This is a genomic window from Stenotrophomonas sp. GW821-FHT02D01 (assembly GCF_059421765.1).
In genome coordinates this window covers 319,213-336,626 of record NZ_JBWKVP010000001.1, presented here as the reverse complement: position 1 = coordinate 336,626, position 17,414 = coordinate 319,213, and the positions used below count along the sequence as shown (strand labels likewise).

General features: G+C 64.9%; 16 protein-coding genes and 8 tRNA genes. 3 read left to right on the top strand and 21 right to left on the bottom strand.

The window, feature by feature from the left end; genetic code table 11:
• Nucleotides 1-2: 2 nt before the first annotated feature.
• The 14 genes from AC07UW_RS01520 to AC07UW_RS01455 form a co-directional block, all read right to left on the bottom strand.
• A tRNA-Asp gene (locus AC07UW_RS01520) sits at nt 3-79 on the bottom strand.
• Nucleotides 80-104: 25 nt separating this feature from the next.
• A tRNA-Val gene (locus AC07UW_RS01515) sits at nt 105-179 on the bottom strand.
• An 11-nt stretch (nt 180-190) separates the two neighbouring features.
• Complete coding sequence (locus AC07UW_RS01510; protein ID WP_004146343.1) at nt 191-463, bottom strand: HU family DNA-binding protein; 273 nt, start codon at nt 461-463, stop codon at nt 191-193.
• A gap of 218 nt (nt 464-681) precedes the next feature.
• Nucleotides 682-3,135, bottom strand: coding sequence for an endopeptidase La (lon, locus tag AC07UW_RS01505; RefSeq protein WP_495211266.1), 2,454 nt, complete (start codon nt 3,133-3,135; stop codon nt 682-684).
• 142 nt (nt 3,136-3,277) lie between these two features.
• A complete protein-coding gene (gene clpX / locus AC07UW_RS01500) occupies nt 3,278-4,567 on the bottom strand; it encodes an ATP-dependent Clp protease ATP-binding subunit ClpX (RefSeq protein WP_099819177.1) in 1,290 nt (429 codons plus the stop codon).
• Nucleotides 4,568-4,693: 126 nt separating this feature from the next.
• On the bottom strand, nt 4,694-5,320 hold the full coding sequence (gene clpP, locus AC07UW_RS01495; RefSeq protein ID WP_025878142.1) for an ATP-dependent Clp endopeptidase proteolytic subunit ClpP: 627 nt from the start codon (nt 5,318-5,320) through the stop codon (nt 4,694-4,696).
• A gap of 76 nt (nt 5,321-5,396) precedes the next feature.
• On the bottom strand, nt 5,397-6,692 hold the full coding sequence (tig, locus tag AC07UW_RS01490; RefSeq protein ID WP_495211265.1) for a trigger factor: 1,296 nt from the start codon (nt 6,690-6,692) through the stop codon (nt 5,397-5,399).
• Between the two features lie 191 nt (nt 6,693-6,883).
• Nucleotides 6,884-6,968 (bottom strand) — tRNA-Leu (locus AC07UW_RS01485).
• A 122-nt stretch (nt 6,969-7,090) separates the two neighbouring features.
• The gene (locus AC07UW_RS01480) at nt 7,091-7,417 is read right to left on the bottom strand and encodes a hypothetical protein (RefSeq protein WP_495211264.1); all 327 of its coding nucleotides are present in this window, start codon (nt 7,415-7,417) and stop codon (nt 7,091-7,093) included.
• Between the two features lie 477 nt (nt 7,418-7,894).
• Nucleotides 7,895-7,970 (bottom strand) — tRNA-Lys (locus AC07UW_RS01475).
• Between the two features lie 151 nt (nt 7,971-8,121).
• Nucleotides 8,122-8,197 (bottom strand) — tRNA-Lys (locus tag AC07UW_RS01470).
• A 79-nt stretch (nt 8,198-8,276) separates the two neighbouring features.
• A tRNA-His gene (locus AC07UW_RS01465) sits at nt 8,277-8,353 on the bottom strand.
• Nucleotides 8,354-8,526: 173 nt separating this feature from the next.
• A tRNA-Arg gene (locus tag AC07UW_RS01460) sits at nt 8,527-8,603 on the bottom strand.
• Between the two features lie 38 nt (nt 8,604-8,641).
• Nucleotides 8,642-8,718 (bottom strand) — tRNA-Pro (locus tag AC07UW_RS01455).
• A gap of 181 nt (nt 8,719-8,899) precedes the next feature.
• On the opposite strand from AC07UW_RS01455, the gene AC07UW_RS01450 reads away from it, so the two are divergent.
• Nucleotides 8,900-9,658: a Bax inhibitor-1/YccA family protein gene (locus AC07UW_RS01450; RefSeq protein WP_099819174.1), complete on the top strand. Its 759-nt coding sequence runs from the start codon at nt 8,900-8,902 to the stop codon at nt 9,656-9,658.
• Nucleotides 9,659-9,753: 95 nt separating this feature from the next.
• Nucleotides 9,754-10,386: a flavin reductase family protein gene (locus AC07UW_RS01445; protein WP_080149934.1), complete on the top strand. Its 633-nt coding sequence runs from the start codon at nt 9,754-9,756 to the stop codon at nt 10,384-10,386.
• Between the two features lie 4 nt (nt 10,387-10,390).
• Here AC07UW_RS01445 and AC07UW_RS01440 read toward each other — a convergent pair whose 3' ends face one another.
• The 7 genes from AC07UW_RS01440 to grxC form a co-directional block, all read right to left on the bottom strand.
• On the bottom strand, nt 10,391-11,152 hold the full coding sequence (locus tag AC07UW_RS01440) for a sulfite exporter TauE/SafE family protein (RefSeq protein WP_495211263.1): 762 nt from the start codon (nt 11,150-11,152) through the stop codon (nt 10,391-10,393).
• A gap of 27 nt (nt 11,153-11,179) precedes the next feature.
• Nucleotides 11,180-12,088, bottom strand: a complete 909-nt coding sequence (locus tag AC07UW_RS01435) for a LysR family transcriptional regulator (RefSeq protein WP_495211262.1) — start codon at nt 12,086-12,088, stop codon at nt 11,180-11,182.
• A gap of 53 nt (nt 12,089-12,141) precedes the next feature.
• Nucleotides 12,142-12,885, bottom strand: coding sequence for a cysteine hydrolase family protein (locus AC07UW_RS01430; protein WP_313248900.1), 744 nt, complete (start codon nt 12,883-12,885; stop codon nt 12,142-12,144).
• 130 nt (nt 12,886-13,015) lie between these two features.
• On the bottom strand, nt 13,016-13,426 hold the full coding sequence (locus AC07UW_RS01425) for a hypothetical protein (protein WP_313248902.1): 411 nt from the start codon (nt 13,424-13,426) through the stop codon (nt 13,016-13,018).
• A 130-nt stretch (nt 13,427-13,556) separates the two neighbouring features.
• Complete coding sequence (locus AC07UW_RS01420) at nt 13,557-14,561, bottom strand: isocitrate dehydrogenase (protein ID WP_033830456.1); 1,005 nt, start codon at nt 14,559-14,561, stop codon at nt 13,557-13,559.
• A gap of 320 nt (nt 14,562-14,881) precedes the next feature.
• Nucleotides 14,882-15,274, bottom strand: coding sequence for a carboxymuconolactone decarboxylase family protein (locus AC07UW_RS01415; RefSeq protein WP_005408260.1), 393 nt, complete (start codon nt 15,272-15,274; stop codon nt 14,882-14,884).
• Entirely contained in the window at nt 15,271-15,561 is a 291-nt protein-coding gene (grxC, locus tag AC07UW_RS01410; RefSeq protein WP_025878124.1) for a glutaredoxin 3, read from the bottom strand. Before grxC ends, AC07UW_RS01415 begins: the two co-directional genes overlap by 4 nt.
• A gap of 146 nt (nt 15,562-15,707) precedes the next feature.
• On the opposite strand from grxC, the gene AC07UW_RS01405 reads away from it, so the two are divergent.
• Nucleotides 15,708-17,354 carry a M48 family metalloprotease gene (locus AC07UW_RS01405; RefSeq protein ID WP_484600460.1) on the top strand — a complete coding sequence of 549 codons (1,647 nt, stop codon included), beginning with the start codon at nt 15,708-15,710 and terminating at the stop codon, nt 17,352-17,354.
• Nucleotides 17,355-17,414: the final 60 nt, after the last annotated feature.

Here is a 17,414-nt window from a genome sequence, read left to right as displayed (position 1 = left end):
GTTGGCGGAGCGGACGGGACTCGAACCCGCGACCTCCGGCGTGACAGGCCAGCATTCTAACCAGCTGAACTACCGCTCCACATTTCAAACTTACCGCGGTGCTGTGGTGGGTGCTGAGGGTTTCGAACCCCCGACCCTCTCCGTGTAAAGGAGACGCTCTACCGCTGAGCTAAGCACCCCAGCGAGCCGCTTAGTTTACAGCATCCTTCAGGGCCTTACCAGCCTTGAACGACGGATTCTTCGAAGCAGCGATCTTGATGGTGTCGCCGGTCTTCGGGTTGCGGCCGGTGCGGGCGGCACGGTCGCGGACCTGGAAGGTACCGAAGCCAACCAGGGTGACCGCATCGCCGTCCTTCAGCGCCTTGGTGACGGCAGCAACGACGGCATCGACAGCGCGGCTGGACTCGGCCTTGGTCAGGTCGGCGGCTTCAGCAACGGCATCGATCAATTCGGTCTTGTTCATTCTTTACAACTCCTTTGGCGGTGGGTTCCGCGTATTCGACAGGGAAGCAACCGCACGACGTCTGCATGCGGTTGCCATGTGGAAACGGTTCGCCGAATTCAGTGAGCGCTGACTGCGATCACTCATTCGCGAGTGCTGCTTTTATACCAGCGGCCCTACCCCCACGCAAGCTGGAAAGCCAGCAACGACGCGGGTTTCAAGCATTTCGACAGGACGCATCAATGCTTGACGCGCGCGTTTCCACTCGGTTTGGCCTTGCTGCGCACCGTGACGCGCTGCGCACTCTTGCGCGTCTTCTTCGGTGCCAGCGGACGTTCCAGGGCCAGATCGAGCACTTCCTCGATGTACTTCACCGGCACGATCTCCAGGTCGCGGGTGACGTTGGCCGGAATGTCGGCAAGATCCTTGCGGTTCTCATCAGGGATGATCACCGTTCGGATTCCGCCGCGCAGGGCCGCCAGCAGTTTCTCCTTGAGGCCGCCGATCGCGGTGACGCGACCACGCAGGGTGATTTCGCCGGTCATCGCCACATCGGCGCGCACGGCCACCTTGGTCAGCATCGACACCAGCGAGGTCACCATTGCCGCACCGGCACTGGGGCCATCCTTCGGCGTCGCACCATCGGGTACATGGAGATGCACGTCGTGCTTCTGCAGGAAGTCCGCATCGATGCCGAAGCGCTCGGCACGCGAACGCACCACCGACAACGCCGCCGACGCCGATTCCTTCATCACGTTGCCGAGCTGGCCGGTCAGGATCAGCTGGCCCTTGCCCGGTACCAGCGTCGATTCGATCTGCAGCAGATCGCCACCGACTTCGGTCCAGGCCAGGCCCGTGACCAGGCCGATCTCGTTCTCTTCTTCGGCACGGCCGAAGTCGAAGCGACGCACGCCCAGGTACTTGTCCAGGTTCTTGCTCGACACGCTCACCAGCGCCTTGGACTTGCGCGCGCCCTTCTTCGCCTTCGCCACCGGCTGCGGCCCACCCAGCGCGATTTCCTTCACCACCTTGCGGCAGATCTTGGCGATCTCGCGTTCCAGGTTGCGCACGCCGGATTCGCGCGTGTAGTAGCGCACGATGTCCTGGATCGCATCGCTGCCGATTTCCAGCTCTTCCGGCTTCAGGCCGTTGGCCTTGATCTGCTTGGGCGACAGGTAACGGGTGGCGATGTTGAGCTTCTCATCCTCGGTGTAACCGGGGATGCGGATCACTTCCATGCGGTCCAGCAGCGGGCCGGGGATGTTGAGCGAGTTGGAGGTCGCCACGAACATCACTTCGGACAGGTCCAGGTCCACTTCCAGGTAGTGGTCGTTGAACGCGTTGTTCTGCTCCGGGTCGAGCACTTCCAGCAGCGCCGAGGACGGATCGCCACGGAAGTCCATCGACATCTTGTCGATCTCGTCCAGCACGAACAGCGGGTTCTTGCTGCCGACCTTGTTGAGGTTCTGCACGATACGTCCCGGCATCGAACCGACATAGGTACGACGGTGGCCACGGATCTCGGCTTCGTCGCGCACGCCGCCCAGCGACATGCGCACGAACTTGCGGTTGGTGGCCTTGGCGATGGACTGGCCCAGCGAGGTCTTGCCCACGCCCGGCGGCCCGACCAGGCACAGGATCGGACCCTTCATCTGCTTCACCCGCGACTGCACTGCCAGGTATTCAAGGATGCGTTCCTTGACCTTCTCCAAGCCGTAGTGATCCGCATCGAGGGTGTCCTGCGCGGCCTTCAGGTCCTTGCGCACCTTACTGCGCTTCTTCCACGGCACGCCCAGCAGCCACTCCAGGTAGTTGCGCACGACCGCTGCTTCGGCAGACATCGGCGACATCTGCTTGAGCTTGTTGAGCTCGTTGCGCGCCTTGGCTTCCACCGGCTTGGGCATGCCCGCTTCGGCGATCTTGCGCGCCAGCTCTTCCAGTTCGCCCGGCGCATCGTCCAGGTCACCCAGTTCCTTCTGGATGGCCTTCATCTGTTCGTTGAGGTAGTACTCGCGCTGGCTCTTTTCCATCTGCGACTTCACGCGGCCGCGGATGCGTTTTTCCATCTGCTGCACGTCGATCTCGCCGTCGACCAGGCCGACCAGCATCTCCAGGCGTTCGCCCACGGCCAGCGTTTCCAGCAGGCGCTGCTTGTCCGACAACCGCACGCTGATATGCGCGGCGATGGTGTCGGCCAGGCGCGTCGGCTCATCAATGCCGGCCAGGGTCTGCAGCAGCTCCGGCGGCAGCTTGCGGTTGGTCTTGACGTACTGCTCGAACAGCGACATCAGCGAGCGGGCGATCGCCTCGATCTCGCGCGGCTCGCGTGCATCGGTGGCATCGATTTCCACGGCCTGGCCGTGCAGCGATCCATCGCGTTCGCTGACGCTGGTCACCTGCACGCGCGACAGGCCTTCGACCAGCACCTTGATGGTGCCGTCGGGCAGCTTCAGCAGCTGCAGCACCTGCGCCAGGGTGCCGACCTGATAGAGGTCGGCGGCCTGCGGGTCGTCGGTCTCGGCCGACTTCTGCGCAAGCAGCAGGATGCGCTTGTCCGCTTCCATCGCCTGTTCCAGCGCATGCATGGACTTGTCGCGGCCGACAAACAGCGGAATGACCATGTGCGGGAATACCACTACGTCGCGCAGCGGCAGGACCGGCAGGTCGAGGGTCTCACTTGGGGAACGGGCCATGGGGGCTCCAGGGAAGGGGAAAACCGTCTCCGGGAGGGCATCTTCCGGAGACAAAAAAAGCCGATGGCCCCGTTATGGGGCCATCGGCTTTCAGATGCAAGACGTTCCGAGAAAATTCTTTCTATTCAACAAGTTGAAAGAATCATTCGGCGCCAGCGGCCTTCTGTTCAGGAGCCGGCGGGGTCTGGTAGATCAGGTATGGCTCGGACTTGTGCTCGATCACCGATTCATCCACGACAACCTTGCTGACGTTTTCCTGCGACGGCAGGTCGTACATGGTGTCCAGCAGGACCGATTCGACGATGGTACGCAGGCCACGGGCACCGGTCTTGCGCTTGAGCGCCTTCTTGGCGATGGCCGACAAGGCGTCCGGACGGAACTCCAGCTCGACGTTCTCCATCTCGAACAGCTTCTTGAACTGCTTGGTGATGGCGTTCTTCGGCTCGGTCAGGATGCGGATCAGGGCCGGCTCGTCCAGCTCCTCCAGGGTCGCGACCACCGGCAGGCGACCCACGAACTCGGGAATCAGGCCGAACTTGATCAGGTCTTCCGGCTCGACTTCAGCCAGCACCTTGCCCACTTCCTGCTTGCGCTCGCTGCTCTTCACCTTGGCGCCGAAGCCAATGCCGCCGGCGTCGTTGGAACGCTGCTGGATCACCTTGTCCAGGCCGGCAAACGCGCCGCCGCAGATGAACAGGATGTTCTTGGTGTCCACCTGCAGGAATTCCTGCTGCGGATGCTTGCGGCCACCCTGCGGCGGAACGCTGGCCACGGTGCCTTCGATCAGCTTCAACAGGGCCTGCTGCACGCCTTCGCCGGACACATCGCGGGTGATCGACGGGTTCTCGCTCTTGCGCGAGATCTTGTCGATTTCATCGATGTAGACGATGCCCTGCTGTGCCTTCTCGACGTCGTAGTCGCACTTCTGCAGCAACTTCTGGATGATGTTCTCCACGTCCTCGCCCACGTAACCGGCTTCGGTCAGCGTGGTGGCGTCGGCCATGGTGAACGGCACGTTGAGCAGGCGGGCCAGGGTTTCGGCCAGCAGGGTCTTGCCCGAACCGGTCGGACCGACCAGCAGGATGTTCGACTTCGCCAGTTCGACTTCGTCGTTCTTCTGGCGGCTCTCGATGCGCTTGTAATGGTTGTACACGGCCACGGCCAGGGTCCGCTTGGCGCGGTTCTGTCCGATCACGTACTGGTCGAGCACCTCGAGGATCTCGCGCGGCTTGGGCAGCGAACTGCGCGCCGACTGCGCCTTTTCCTCAAGCTCCTCTCGGATGATGTCGTTGCACAGCTCCACGCACTCATCGCAGATGAACACGCTCGGACCGGCAATCAGCTTGCGCACTTCATGCTGGCTCTTGCCGCAGAAAGAGCAGTAGAGGATCTTGCCGGTGTCCGTGGAACGACCTTGGCGGTCTTCGCTCATGCTTCGCTTACCCAGTTACCCCACCCGCTGAACGGGGGTTCGATTCGAGAATAACACAGGGCCGGAGGGACATCAGTCCACCCGACCCTGCAGGAACGGGGCCTGCCATGGCCCCGTGAGTGCCGGTCAGCCGGCCTGGATCGACTCTTCCGGACGACGCTCCAGGACCTGGTCGACCAGGCCGTAGGCGACCGCATCGACCGCGCTCTTGAAGTTGTCGCGCTCGGTATCGCGCGCGATGGTCTCCAGCGACTGGCCGGTGTGCTTGGCCAGCACTTCGTTCAGGCGCGCACGCAGGGTCAGGATCTCGCGTGCGTGGATGTCGATGTCGGTGGCCTGGCCCTGGAAGCCACCCAGCGGCTGGTGGATCATCACCCGCGAGTTCGGCAGCGCATAGCGCTTGCCCGCCGCACCGGACGCCAGCAGCAGCGCGCCCATCGAGGCGGCCTGGCCAACGCAGATGGTGCTCACGTCCGGCTTGATGTACTGCATGGTGTCGTAGATCGCCATGCCGGCGGTGACCACGCCACCCGGCGAGTTGATGTAGATGCTGATGTCCTTTTCCGGATTTTCCGCTTCCAGGAACAGCAGCTGCGCCACCACCACGTTGGCCATGTGATCGTCGATCGGGCCAACCAGGAAGATCAGGCGCTCCTTCAACAGGCGCGAATAGATGTCGTAGGCACGCTCGCCGCGGCTGGTCTGCTCGACCACCATGGGAACCATGTTCAGGGCTTTGGTTCGGTTGTCCATTTCGTGAGGCACCTATCTTGGGGGGAAACAACCCCGCGCCAGGGCTGGCGCGGGGTATCCGGGGATCCGCCCGGGATTACTGGCGGATCGCGTCCTGGAACGACAGCTTTTCTTCAGTGTGCTGGGCGCGCTCGGCGATCCAGTCGATCACCTGCTCTTCCATCACGCGGTTCTGCAGGCCAGACATCAGCTGGGGGTCGTTGCGGTACATCTCAATGACCTGTTCCGGCTCTTCGTAGGTCGAGGCGATCAGACGCATCGTTTCATTCAGACGCTTCGGCTCCAGGCGCAGGTCGTTGCTGCGGGCCACTTCGCCGACCACCAGGCCGACCAGCACGCGCTTGGCAGCAGCGTCCTTGAAGCCTTCGTGGGCGTCGGCCGGGATCTCGCCCGGGTTGCGGCCACTGCGGCGGATCTGCTCGACCTGCTGGGCCAGCATGGCACGGGCTTCGTTCTCGACCAGGCGCGGCGGCATTTCCACCGATGCGTAGGCCGCGATCAGCTGCTCGCCGACTTCACGACGCAGGCGGTTCATCAGTGCGCCCTTCAGCTCGCGCTCGAGGTTGGCGCGGATGTCGCTGCGGAACTGCTCGACGTCGCCGCCCTTCACGCCGAAGCTCTTGATGAAGGCTTCATCGACGGCCGGCACGACCGGCTCAGACACGTCGCTGACCTTCACGGTGACCTGCACGGTCTTGCCAGCCAGCGCCGGCACGCGCCAGTCAGCCGGGAACTCGACGTCCAGGGTCTTCTCTTCGTCCTTGGCCATGCCGACCAGGCCCTGCTCGATGGTCTCGAACATCATGCCCTGGCCGAGCACGATGCTGCCCTTCTCGATGCCTTCGGCCGGCAGGCGCTCGTCACCAGCCTGCGACCAGGTTTCCAGTGCGACCAGGTCGCCGTCCTGCGCGGCACGGGTGACCGGCGACCAGCTGCGACGCTGCGTCTGCAGGTTCTCGATCATCTGGTCGATGTCGGCATCGGTGATTTCGGCGGTGTGGCGCACCACGGTCAGCTTGCTGACGTCGATGTCACCGAAGTCCGGCACCACTTCGACGGTGGCCACGAAGGAGAACTCACCCTCGTCACCCTTGTCGATGCGCGGGCTGCCGACAATGCGCAGGTCGTGCTCACGCACGGCGGCGTCGAAGGTTTCGCGCAGCAGGCCGTCCAGCGCCTCGCCACGGACCTGCGCGCCGAAGCGCTGCTCGATCACCTTGGCCGGCACTTTGCCCGGACGGAAACCCTTGATGCGGGTGGTGCGGGCGATTTCGCCCAGGCGGCCGTTGATGTGGCTCTGCAGACGGTCTTCCGGCAGCGAGAAGCTCAGGCGGCGTTCCAGGTTGCCGATGGTTTCGATCGAAGCTTGCATGTTGACTCCTGCCACCGGTGGCGCCCTGGCCCCCGGCTCGATGATGGATGAAACGGTTGTAAGGACACGACGTCGATGACGCGCCTGCTTGCCGCAGCCCTTTAGTTTCGCCCAATTCGGGCGGCGCCGCCAGCACGGCCGGGCGCAGGGGTTGACGCGGAATGCCCGACTGGGCGGGGGACGGGCCGGCCTGGTGCGAAAGGGGGGACTCGAACCCCCACGCCTTGCGGCACTGGAACCTAAATCCAGGGCGTCTACCAATTCCGCCACTTTCGCGTGGCCGGCTCAGGTGTTCATTGTTGCAGGCGGGGGCGGAAAGCGGAAGGCTTCCACAAAACTGAACAGGGAAATTGCCCTTTGGAGTCGGCCTGGGCGCATCCCGCCCAGGCCGATCCGGGTCAGTGGGCGGTCGGCGCGGGCTTCGGTGCTTCGCCCGCAGTGACGCCGGCCGCATCATCACTGGGCGTTTCCAGCGTGGCGCCATCGACGGAGCGCACCACTTCAACCGCGCCGGTAGACAGCACCTCCCCTGTCGCCCCGGCCGGATGCGCGGCGACGTTGCCGTCCACCGGCCGTGCAGCGACATGGTCGACATCCGCAGGTCGTTCGACCGTCTGCGCGTGATCCGGCGCGGCCCCGGCAGTGGCCTCGTCCGCCCTGCAGCCCGACAGGGCGATCACCACCAGGCCGGACAGTATCACGCCCATGCTCTTGTTGAACGTCATCGAAGCACTCCTCATGCATGCGCCTTCGGCGCGGAACACCTATTGGGAGCGATGCCGGCAGCAACCGGTGAGAAGCAGCTCACAGCATTGAACATGCTGATGACGCATGTGACGCTGATTTCAGCCGTGCTTCAGTAGATCCACGCCATGCGTGGATGAACCCATCAATGCCTGCCTGCGATATCCACGCATGGCGTGGATCTACCGACGCTGCCGCAGAAAAGAAAAAAGCCACTTGGCGGACCAAGTGGCTTTCGTCTGGTGGGCTGTCAAGGATTCGAACCTTGGGGACGCGGCTGCGCATTCGCGCTGCCGCCCCACGCCGCGCTGCTGCGCACCGCGCGGTCCCCTCTCACCAACACCCACATCCCCCGGCTTCGCCGCGCCCCTTGACTCAAGGGGGCTATCCTCCGGCCGGCTCCACGCCAGCGGAGACATAAAGAAAAAAGCCACTTGGCGGACCAAGTGGCTTTCGTCTGGTGGGCTGTCAAGGATTCGAACCTTGGACCTATTGATTAAGAGTCAACTGCTCTACCAACTGAGCTAACAGCCCGAAATCGGGGGGCGAATTATGACCCGATCCGCGACGGCGTTGCAAGCACTTTCTTCAACGTCGTTGAAACAAGCACTGCAACCGGCGATCCATCGCGAAGGGTTACATCTTGAAGAAAAAAGCCACCGGGCGGACCCGATGGCTTCTGTCTTGGTGGGCTGTCAAGGATTCGAACCTTGGACCTATTGATTAAGAGTCAACTGCTCTACCAACTGAGCTAACAGCCCTTGAAACTCAGGCGCACATTATAGCCGGCGACCTGTTTATTGCAATACCGTTTCGGCGATGCCGATGCGGTTGAATCAGTGGGGTGGCTGAGGGGATTCGAACCCCCGACCACCGGAATCACAATCCGGTACTCTAACCAACTGAGCTACAGCCACCACTGAAACTTTCGCTTCACCGCCGATATCGCCGACGTTGACGCTTGATACGTTGCCCGAGGACTGTCACCGAAGTTCCGGTCCGCCGAAGCGAGTCCGACATTCTGGTGGAGTCGCCAGGGTTTTGCAAGCACTTCTTCACATCCGCCGGCTGCGTTCCGGTGTCGCACCAATGGCGCGCCCGACAGGAATCGAACCTGTAACCGCCGGCTTAGAAGGCCGGTGCTCTATCCAGTTGAGCTACGGGCGCCCGAACCGGAACGGCGTCCAATCCGACGTGATGTGGATTGGTCGGGGTAGAGGGATTCGAACCCCCGACATCCTGCTCCCAAAGCAGGCGCGCTACCAGACTGCGCTATACCCCGGTGTTGCAATCCCCTCGGGCGTGAACCCGGGGAGCTGACCATTGTGGCCAAGCGCCGTGCGAACTGTCAACGCGCAATGCCTGCCCTGCCCCGCCATGACCACGGCTTACGCAGTCATCGGCTATGCTCGCAGCCAGCGGCCGGATGGCCGAATCGCCCCCTTTTCGCACGGAGACCTCGCATGCGCAGCGGCAACCCGGCTCTTTCCGAGTCGACCTTCCTCGATCTGGCCAGTGGCTCGGTGGTAACCAGCCCCGGCCAGGTAATGACCCTCAACGGCACCGTCAACAAGACCGGCTTCCTGCTGCTGCTGACCGTGCTGACTGCAGCGTTTGCCTGGAACCAGACCGTAGACGACTATGGCCAGGTGATGGCCGGCGCCAAGCTGTACGCCATGGGCGGGGCGATCGGTGGCCTGGTGCTGGCCCTGATCACCGTGTTCAAGAAGGAATGGTCGCCGGTCACCGCACCGATGTATGCGCTGGTGGAGGGCCTGTTCCTGGGCGCCATCTCGGCCGTGTTCAACATGAAGTTCCCGGGCATCGTGTTCCAGGCGGTGCTGCTGACCTTCGGCACCTTGTTCGCGCTGCTGTTCGCTTACCGCAGCGGCCTGATCAAGGCTACCGAGAACTTCAAGCTCGGCGTGGTCGCCGCCACCGGCGGCATCGCCCTGCTGTACCTGGCCTCGTTCGTGCTGGGCTTCTTCAACATCAACGTGCCGGTGATCCATGACGCCAGCTGGCTGGGCATCGCCTTCAGCCTGTTCGTGGTGGTCGTGGCCGCGCTGAACCTGGTGCTGGATTTCGACTTCATCGAAACCGGCGTGGCCCAGCGCGCGCCGAAGTACATGGAATGGTATGGCGCATTCGGCCTGATGGTGACCCTGGTCTGGCTGTATGTGGAGTTCCTGCGCCTGCTGTCGAAGATCCAGCAGCGCTGATCCAGTCCATGCCGTAAACGACAAGGCCGCGGTCCGTCGGGATCGCGGCCTTTTTTGTAGCGTCGAGCACGCTCGACTCCCGCGGAAACACGCCCATGGCAGCCCCCCTCCCTCCCCGCTTCCACAGCTATCGCCCGGCCGATGGCCATCGCCTGCCACACGATCCGTTCAACGCCATCATCGGCCCGCGCCCCATCGGCTGGATCTCCAGTCGTGATGCCGACAGCAATGTGAACCTGGCGCCCTACAGCTTCTTCAACGCGTTCAACTACACGCCGCCGATCATTGGTTTCAGCAGCCAGGGCCGCAAGGACTCGCTGCGCAACATCGAAGCCACCGGCGAGTTCGTCTGGAACCTCGCCACATTCGATCTGGCCCAGGCAATGAACGAGAGCTGCCGCGCAGTCGCGCCGGACGTGGACGAGTTCGTCCTGGCCGGGCTGACACCACTGGCCTCGGAGCAGGTTGCACCGCCGCGCGTGGCGCAGAGCCCGGTGAGCATGGAGTGCCGCTGCACGCAGATCGTGCGCCTGCGTGATGCGGCCGGCAATGACACCAATGGCTGGCTGGTACTGGGAGAAGTGGTCGCCGTGCATATCGATACGCGGCTGCTCGTCGACGGCATCTACGACACCGCAGCGAGCGACACCATCCTGCGCGGTGGCGGACCGGCCGACTATTTCCGGATCACCGCCGATCAACGCTTCCGCATGCTGCGGCCCGCCTGAGCCCTCATCCCGCCGCCCCGCGGGACAGCAGCAACGGCAGCGACGAGGCCAGCATGGCAACGCCGGAGGCCGTCAACAGCCCCAGCACGATCTGCCGGAAACGCACTTCACTGATACCGACATACAGCTTCGCCCCCAGCAGCGTTGGCACCAGCATCGCCGGCGCGACGATGGCGAAGTACGGCAGCATCTGCCGGGTGACCATGCCGGTACCGACATAGGTGGCCATGGTCACCGCCAGCATCGCCAGGTTGAAGTTCTGGATGACCGCGCGCTGCTCGTCCTTGCCGAAGCCACGCAGCGTGCTCCACAGCGTCGGCACCGGCCCGGCGAAGCCACCGATGCCACTGAGCACACCGCCGGCCATACCGGCCAGCGCGTCGCCGAACCGGCCGCCAACGGTGACGCGTGGCAACGAACGCGCCATCAGCGTCACCGGGCACCACAGCGCAAGGAATCCTCCCAGCAGCGCCTTGAACCAGACCATGTCCAGCTGCGGCAGCACCAGCACGCCAAGCGGAATGCCCGCCAACCCACCGAGCACGAACGGCAGCAGCAGGCGCAGGTTGAAGCCACGGCGCACGGTGAACACCGCCAGCAACTGGCCGACCAGCGCGCCGAACACCGACAGCGTCGCCGCAAGCCGGGGATCCAGCCCCCACGCCCAGAACGACATCGCAACCATGCCGAACGCAAATCCCGACAGGCCCTGCACGAACCCCGCGACGATCGCGCCCAGCGCGACCAGCAGATACACCGGCTCCATCCCCACTCCTCACCACTGCCGTGCGACTTACCCTGCCGCACCCGACGCTGCAGCGTAATGCGTGGCGAGATGATCGACCAGCGCGCGCACCTTCGGCGCCAGCGCACGCGCATGGGGATACAGCGCGAAATAGCAGCGCGTGCCACCGTGCCAGCTGGGCAGCACGCGGATCAAGCGGCCGGCGCGAAGATCTTCCTGCACCGTAAGCGCGATGAACAGACTGATGCCCATGCCGGCCAGCACGGCCGCATACAGTGCCGGCGTGGCGTCCACGCGCAGTCGTTGGCCTGCTTCCACGCTGGCGATGACACCGCGCGGTCCGTGCAGCTGCCACGGCGTCATCGCCGCAACAGGGTTGAACCCCAACAAGGTGTGGTTCTGCAGGTCGGTCACCTGCCGAGGCAGTCCCTGCCGAGCGAGGTACGCCGGTGCCGCAACCAGGATGCGCGGGCATCGCGCCAGTTCACGGGCGACCAGTTGGCTGTCAGGCAAGGACGGCGCGATGCGCAGGGCGAGGTCGAAGCCCCCGCCGACAACATCGACGAGCTGATCGTCGGCCGACAGTTCCAGCGCAACCTGCGGATAGCGCGCCAGGAAGCCAGGCAGCCAATGCGGCAGCTCCTGGCTGGCGACCACCTGCGGCACGCTGACCCGCACGCGCCCGCTGGGCTGGGCCTGGCCGGCCCGCGCACGGTCATCGGCGGCCTCCAGCCGGTCAAGCAGCGCCACCGCCTCGCGGTAGTAGTCGCGCCCGGCCTCGGTCAACGACAGCCGCCGGCTGTTGCGATCCAGCAGCCGCACCTGCAGGTGCTCTTCAAGTTGACGCAACTGCCGCGACATCGCCGAATGGGTGGTACCCAGCCGCTCGGCGGCGGCACTGAAACTGCCGGCGTCGACGATCGCGCGCAGGGCTCGCAGGGCGGCGAAATGGTCCATCGGCAGCGCGCTCCAGTCGGCGGGGCCCGCAGGCTGCGGACCCCGCCAGCTTATCAAGTGCCGTTGCCTGCCTTGCGCACCGGCAGGGCCAGAATCGCCGAGGTGGTCATCACGTCGCCGAAGGCATCCTCGATCTGCGCCAGCGACGCTTCATGCAATGCGCGATGGCCGATGGTCCCGCCATTGGCCAGATCCAGATCACGGCTGGCAGAGGCATCGGAAGCCACGATCACCCGGTAGCCGCGCGGCGCCGCAGCAGCATCGCGTGCAGCACCGGCAACGCAGGCATGGGTCTGCAGCCCGGTGACGATGAGGGTGTCGATACCGGCATCCTTCAGCACCTTGTCCAGTGCCGCTGCCGAGGTACCGGCGAACACGCTGACGTTGTCCTTCTGCACCACGGTCTCGCCCTTGCGCGGTTGCATGTCACGGTGGAATGCGGCGTTGACACTGCCTTCTGCAAACAGCGGCGCGCCTGCCGGCAGTACGTGCTGCACATGGATCACGCGGATGCCGTTGGCATCAGCGAAGTCGACCACACGACGCGTCTGCCGCAGGGCCGCTACACCATCGGGAATGACCATGCGACCACCGGCGAAACCGGGCGCGGCGCTGGCGTCGAAGTACTCGTTCTGGAAGTCGATCACCAGCACGGCGGTCTTCGCTGCGTCGAGCGAGGTGACGGCCGGAGCGCCGGCCATATGCCGGATGGTGGGGTGGACCGGCTCGGCGGCGACAACCGGGGCGGTGGCAGCCATGCCGATCAGGCCGGCCAGGCCGAAAGCAGTGAGGTTCATGGTCAAGCTCCTGTGCGGTGGAAAGTGGGCACAGGATGAGGAGCATTGAATGCACGAACCAGCCATCGGCCGGCACACGATCTGTGCACGAATCGCACAGATCATTTCGTGCCGTCGAGCTTGGGCGAAGTTACGAGGTCAGCTTTGCCCCATTGAGCCGTACGATCATCGCGTACTCGCGCCCGAGCACGACTTCGGCGGTATTGCTACCGGCGCGCAGGGCATGCTTCAGGCTCGCCGGATACTTCACCGGCACGCCAGCCAGAGTGTGGACATGGCGGGGAGGCGCATTGGCGCTCCTGATGACGAATTCCGCGCAGGCCCCTTCCAGCAGGAGAACCGGCGCCCCTTCCGGAAACTCGATCAACTGCAGTACGCGCTCCTCGGACCGCCGCATGCTGCGAACGGGTGTCCCCTCCCTGCGCAGGCGGCGCAGCGCGCGCTGCGAACGGGACCATGGCCAGTAGAAGACGAAGTAGATGGCTACACCCAGAAGGTAAACGGCAGCAGCCACCAGGATCCACACAGCCGTCTCAGACATCCATAAAACCCTGTCGGTGAAGAACGCGCAGCGCAAAACGCAGACGGGCCGTACAAGGACGGCCCGCCTGCAACTACCCGAAGCCCTGCGGGAATCTGCGTGTGACGATCCCCAGCAGGACAGCCGTCGCTTACAGGCGGCTGGCGATCGCCTTGGCGAAGCCCATCGTGTTGCCGGTGCCGCCGAGGTCGCCGGTCAGCGAATCCTTGGCTTCCATCGTGGCGACGATGGCCTTGCGCAGGCGCTCGGCGTTCTCCGGCTGGCCGACGTGGTCCAGCATCTGCGCCGCTGCCAGCAGCAGGGCGCACGGATTGGCCTTGCCCTGGCCGGCGATGTCCGGCGCGGTGCCGTGCACGGCTTCGAAGATTGCCGCGTCCTTGCCGATGTTGGCGCCCGGGGCCAGGCCCAGGCCACCGACCAGACCAGCGCACAGGTCGGAAATGATGTCACCGAACAGGTTGGTGGTGACGATCACATCGAACTGTTCCGGACGCATCACCAGCTGCATGCAGCAGTTGTCGACGATCATTTCCTGGAACTCGATGTCCGGGTACTGCGCGGCGACTTCGCGCGCCACGGCCAGGAACAGGCCCGAGGTCGACTTGATGATGTTGGCCTTGTGCACGGCGGTGACCTTCTTGCGGCCGACACTGCGGGCCAGCTCGAAGGCGTAACGCACGATGCGCTCGGAGCCCTTGCGGGTGATGCGGGTGCCGGAGAACGCGGTCTCGCCGTCGGCCGACACTTCCTGGCCTTCGGCCAGGTACGCACCTTCGGTGTTCTCACGAACGGTGATCAGGTCGACGTTGTCGAAACGCGACTTGGTGTTCGGGAAGGTGTGGGCCGGACGCACGTTGGCGTACAGGTCGAAGTGGCGGCGCAGGCTGACATTGATCGAGGTGAAGCCACCACCGACCGGCGTGGTCAGCGGGCTCTTCAGCGCGACCTTGTTGCGCGCGATCGATTCCAGGGTCACCGCCGGCATCAGATCGCCGTGCTTCTCCAGGGCCACCAGGCCGGCGTCGGCGTCTTCGTACTCCAGGCCAGTGTTGAGCTGGTCGAGCACGAACAGGGTGGCGTCCATGATTTCCGGGCCAATGCCGTCGCCGCGGATGACCGTAATTTTCTGCGTCATTGATCGATGTTCCGAACAGGGGGAAAAACGCCGTCCGGACGTGCCCGGAAACGCCGGCGCAAAGGAAGTTTCATCCGCAATTATGCCTTAGCCGGGGCCGAGGCCCCAAATAGACCATGGTCCCAGTCCCCGGCTCAGGCAGAATTGCCCGCGCGCCCTTGAACGACAAGGGGGCTCCTGGGCTGCTGGATCGCGGGGAAGGCCCGGCGCATGCGCGGTAGTGCCGGCCGCTGGCCGGCAACCTCTGCCGATTTGGGTCCACCGGGTGCCGGCCAGCGGCCGGCACTACCAGAGAGCCCGGTTCGCGGTAGCGGCCGGGCTCAGTGCTCGTGCGCTGCCGGGGCGGCGGCGCCACCTTCGAGCTGGTCGAGGAAGTCCACCGCGCGGCGCAGGTGCGGGATCACGATCGAGCCGCCGACCACCAGGCCTACCGAGAAGGTCTCGAAGAACTCCTCACGGGTGACGCCGGCGTCCTTGCACTGGGCCACGTGGTAGCTGATGCAGTCGTCGCAGCGCAGCACCATCGAGGCGACCAGGCCCAGCAGTTCCTTGGTCTTCACGTCCAGCGCGCCGGCCTGGTAGGTCTGCGTATCCAGCGCGAAGAAGCGGCGCACCACCTGGTTCGGCTCGCCCAGGATGCGTTCATTCATGCGCTTGCGGAAGTCGGTGAACTCGGCGATCCGGTCCTTGCTGCCGTCGTCGGCGGCGCTCATGCCTGGCCCTGCCCGGCCAGCAGCGGCTCGAGCTTGCCTTCACGATGCAGGGCCATCATGTCGTCGTACCCGCCCACGTGGACGTCGCCCACGAAGATCTGCGGGACGCTGGTACGGCGGGTCTTGGCCATCATCTTCTCGCGCTCGACCGGGTCCAGGTCGATGCGGACCTCGGTCCATTGCTGGCCCTTGCTCTTGAGGAAGTTCTTGGCGGCCACGCAGTACGGGCAGACGGCGGTGGAATAGATGGTGATGGCGGGGGTAGCGCCGGCGGACTGGGCTGTCACGGGAAACTCCACGATGGATCGACGGTCCATATATGGTACCGGTGCGCTGGAATTTCCACGCCACGCCCGCAACACTGTGGATTGATTAACGAATGGTTGCCCCCTGCCCTGCCACGCTGGGCAGACCCTGCCCGAGGACCGACCGCTTGCGACCCCTGCTGCTCACCGCTGCCCTCACCCTGGCCCTGGCCGCCCCGCTGGCGCAGGCCCAGGAGAAGCTGCCGGACATCGGCTCCTCGGCGGGCGAACTGCTGACCCCGGCCCGGCAGGCCGAGTACGGCGCGATGATGCTGCGCGAGCTGCGCAACTATGGCTACCTGCTGGACGATCCCCTGGTCAACGACTGGCTGCAGACCATGGGTACCCGCCTTGGCTCCAACAGCGACCAGCCGCGCCAGCCCTACACGTTCTTCGTGATGAAGGACCGCCAGATCAATGCCTTCGCCACCCTCGGCGGCTATATCGGCGTCAATGCCGGCCTGGTATTGACCGCCGAGCGCGAAGACGAGGTGGCGGCGGTGCTGTCCCACGAAATCGCCCACGTCACCCAGCAGCACGTGCTGCGCGGGGTTGAGCGCGCCCAGCGCGACCAGATCCCGATCCTGCTGGGCATGCTGGCGGCAGTGGTTGCCGCCCAGGCCAGCAACAGTTCGTCCTCGGGCAACGCGACCATGGCCGCGATCAGCTCGGGCATGGGCCTGATGCAGCAACGGCAGATCGACTACACCCGCTCAAACGAATCGGAGGCCGACCGGCTGGGCATCCGCACGCTGTCGCGCAGCGGCTACGACGTGGATGCGATGGCCGGCTTCTTCGAGCGCATGTCCTCGGCGATGCGCGGCAACGATGGCGGCTACAGCGTTCCGGACTTCCTGCGCACCCACCCGGTCAACACCACCCGCATCAGCGAGGCCAAGGCCCGCGCCGAACAGATGAAGAAGGACACGGTGCTGCTGACCACGCGCACGCCCAGCGGCGAGCGCAAGGAACGGGTGGATCCGGCCGACCCGACCCTGGGCGATCCGCTGCTGCGCGGCATCAACCCGCTGCTGCCCGGCAGCGTGCTGCGAGTTCCGATCGGCCAGCTCAGCCGCGGAGCCAGTGGCGATTTCAACTGGGCCCGTGAGCGCCTGCGCGTGCTCAGCGCCGACAGCCCGGCCGACCTGCAACGCGAGTACACCGATCTTGCGCGGAGGCAGAAGGACGGTCTGGATGACGCCCAGCGCTATGGCCAGGCGCTGGCCGCGATGCGCGGCGGCCGCAGCGGTGCCAGCGAGGCCCGGCAGACCCTCACCGACCTGCTGAAGACCCACCCGGACAGCCTGTGGGTCGCCCTGGCACTGGCCGAAGCGGAGTCGCGCACCGGCCAATCCACCCAGGCCAATGCGCGCTTCGAGCAGCTGCTGCACGAACACCCCAACAGCCGGCCGGTGGCCCTGACCTATGCAGAGATCCTGAACGAGCAGGGCGGCCAGGCCGCGGGCCAGCGGGCGCAGGCAATGCTGCGCCCCCTGCTGTCGCAAAGCGGTAACGATCCGGTCTTCCAGCAGCGCTACGCCCGCGCCAGTGAACTGGCCGGTGACAGTGTCCGCGCCAGCGAGGCCTATGCCGAGGCGGCGTTCCTGGGCGGGCGCCCGGAACAGGCCCTGATGCAGCTGCAGGCACTCAAGCGCAACCCCGCGCTGGACTATGTCGGTCGGGCCCGGGTGGATGCGCGGATCGAGTCGATCACGCCTACCGTTCTCGAGCTGCGCCGGCAGGGCGTGCAGGACCCGGACTTGGACCGCCGCTGAGTGCGGCATGACCGGCAGATGGCAGCAATGCCAGATGCCGGCCAGGCAGTCACAAACATG

Bases quoted from the DNA above. Each gene is read 5' to 3' on its own strand.
- AC07UW_RS01450 (WP_099819174.1), top strand. From the start codon at position 8,900: ATGCGCAGCGGCAACCCGGCTCTTTCCGAGTCGACCTTCCTCGATCTG.
- AC07UW_RS01435 (WP_495211262.1), bottom strand. From the start codon at position 12,088: ATGGACCATTTCGCCGCCCTGCGAGCCCTGCGCGCGATCGTCGACGCC.
- AC07UW_RS01510 (WP_004146343.1), bottom strand. From the start codon at position 463: ATGAACAAGACCGAATTGATCGATGCCGTTGCTGAAGCCGCCGACCTG.
- clpP (WP_025878142.1), bottom strand. From the start codon at position 5,320: ATGGACAACCGAACCAAAGCCCTGAACATGGTTCCCATGGTGGTCGAG.
- tig (WP_495211265.1), bottom strand. From the start codon at position 6,692: ATGCAAGCTTCGATCGAAACCATCGGCAACCTGGAACGCCGCCTGAGC.
- clpX (WP_099819177.1), bottom strand. From the start codon at position 4,567: ATGAGCGAAGACCGCCAAGGTCGTTCCACGGACACCGGCAAGATCCTC.
- AC07UW_RS01480 (WP_495211264.1), bottom strand. From the start codon at position 7,417: ATGACGTTCAACAAGAGCATGGGCGTGATACTGTCCGGCCTGGTGGTG.
- AC07UW_RS01425 (WP_313248902.1), bottom strand. From the start codon at position 13,426: ATGTCTGAGACGGCTGTGTGGATCCTGGTGGCTGCTGCCGTTTACCTT.
- lon (WP_495211266.1), bottom strand. From the start codon at position 3,135: ATGGCCCGTTCCCCAAGTGAGACCCTCGACCTGCCGGTCCTGCCGCTG.
- AC07UW_RS01440 (WP_495211263.1), bottom strand. From the start codon at position 11,152: ATGGAGCCGGTGTATCTGCTGGTCGCGCTGGGCGCGATCGTCGCGGGG.
- AC07UW_RS01420 (WP_033830456.1), bottom strand. From the start codon at position 14,561: ATGACGCAGAAAATTACGGTCATCCGCGGCGACGGCATTGGCCCGGAA.
- AC07UW_RS01415 (WP_005408260.1), bottom strand. From the start codon at position 15,274: ATGAGCGCCGCCGACGACGGCAGCAAGGACCGGATCGCCGAGTTCACC.
- AC07UW_RS01445 (WP_080149934.1), top strand. From the start codon at position 9,754: ATGGCAGCCCCCCTCCCTCCCCGCTTCCACAGCTATCGCCCGGCCGAT.
- AC07UW_RS01430 (WP_313248900.1), bottom strand. From the start codon at position 12,885: ATGAACCTCACTGCTTTCGGCCTGGCCGGCCTGATCGGCATGGCTGCC.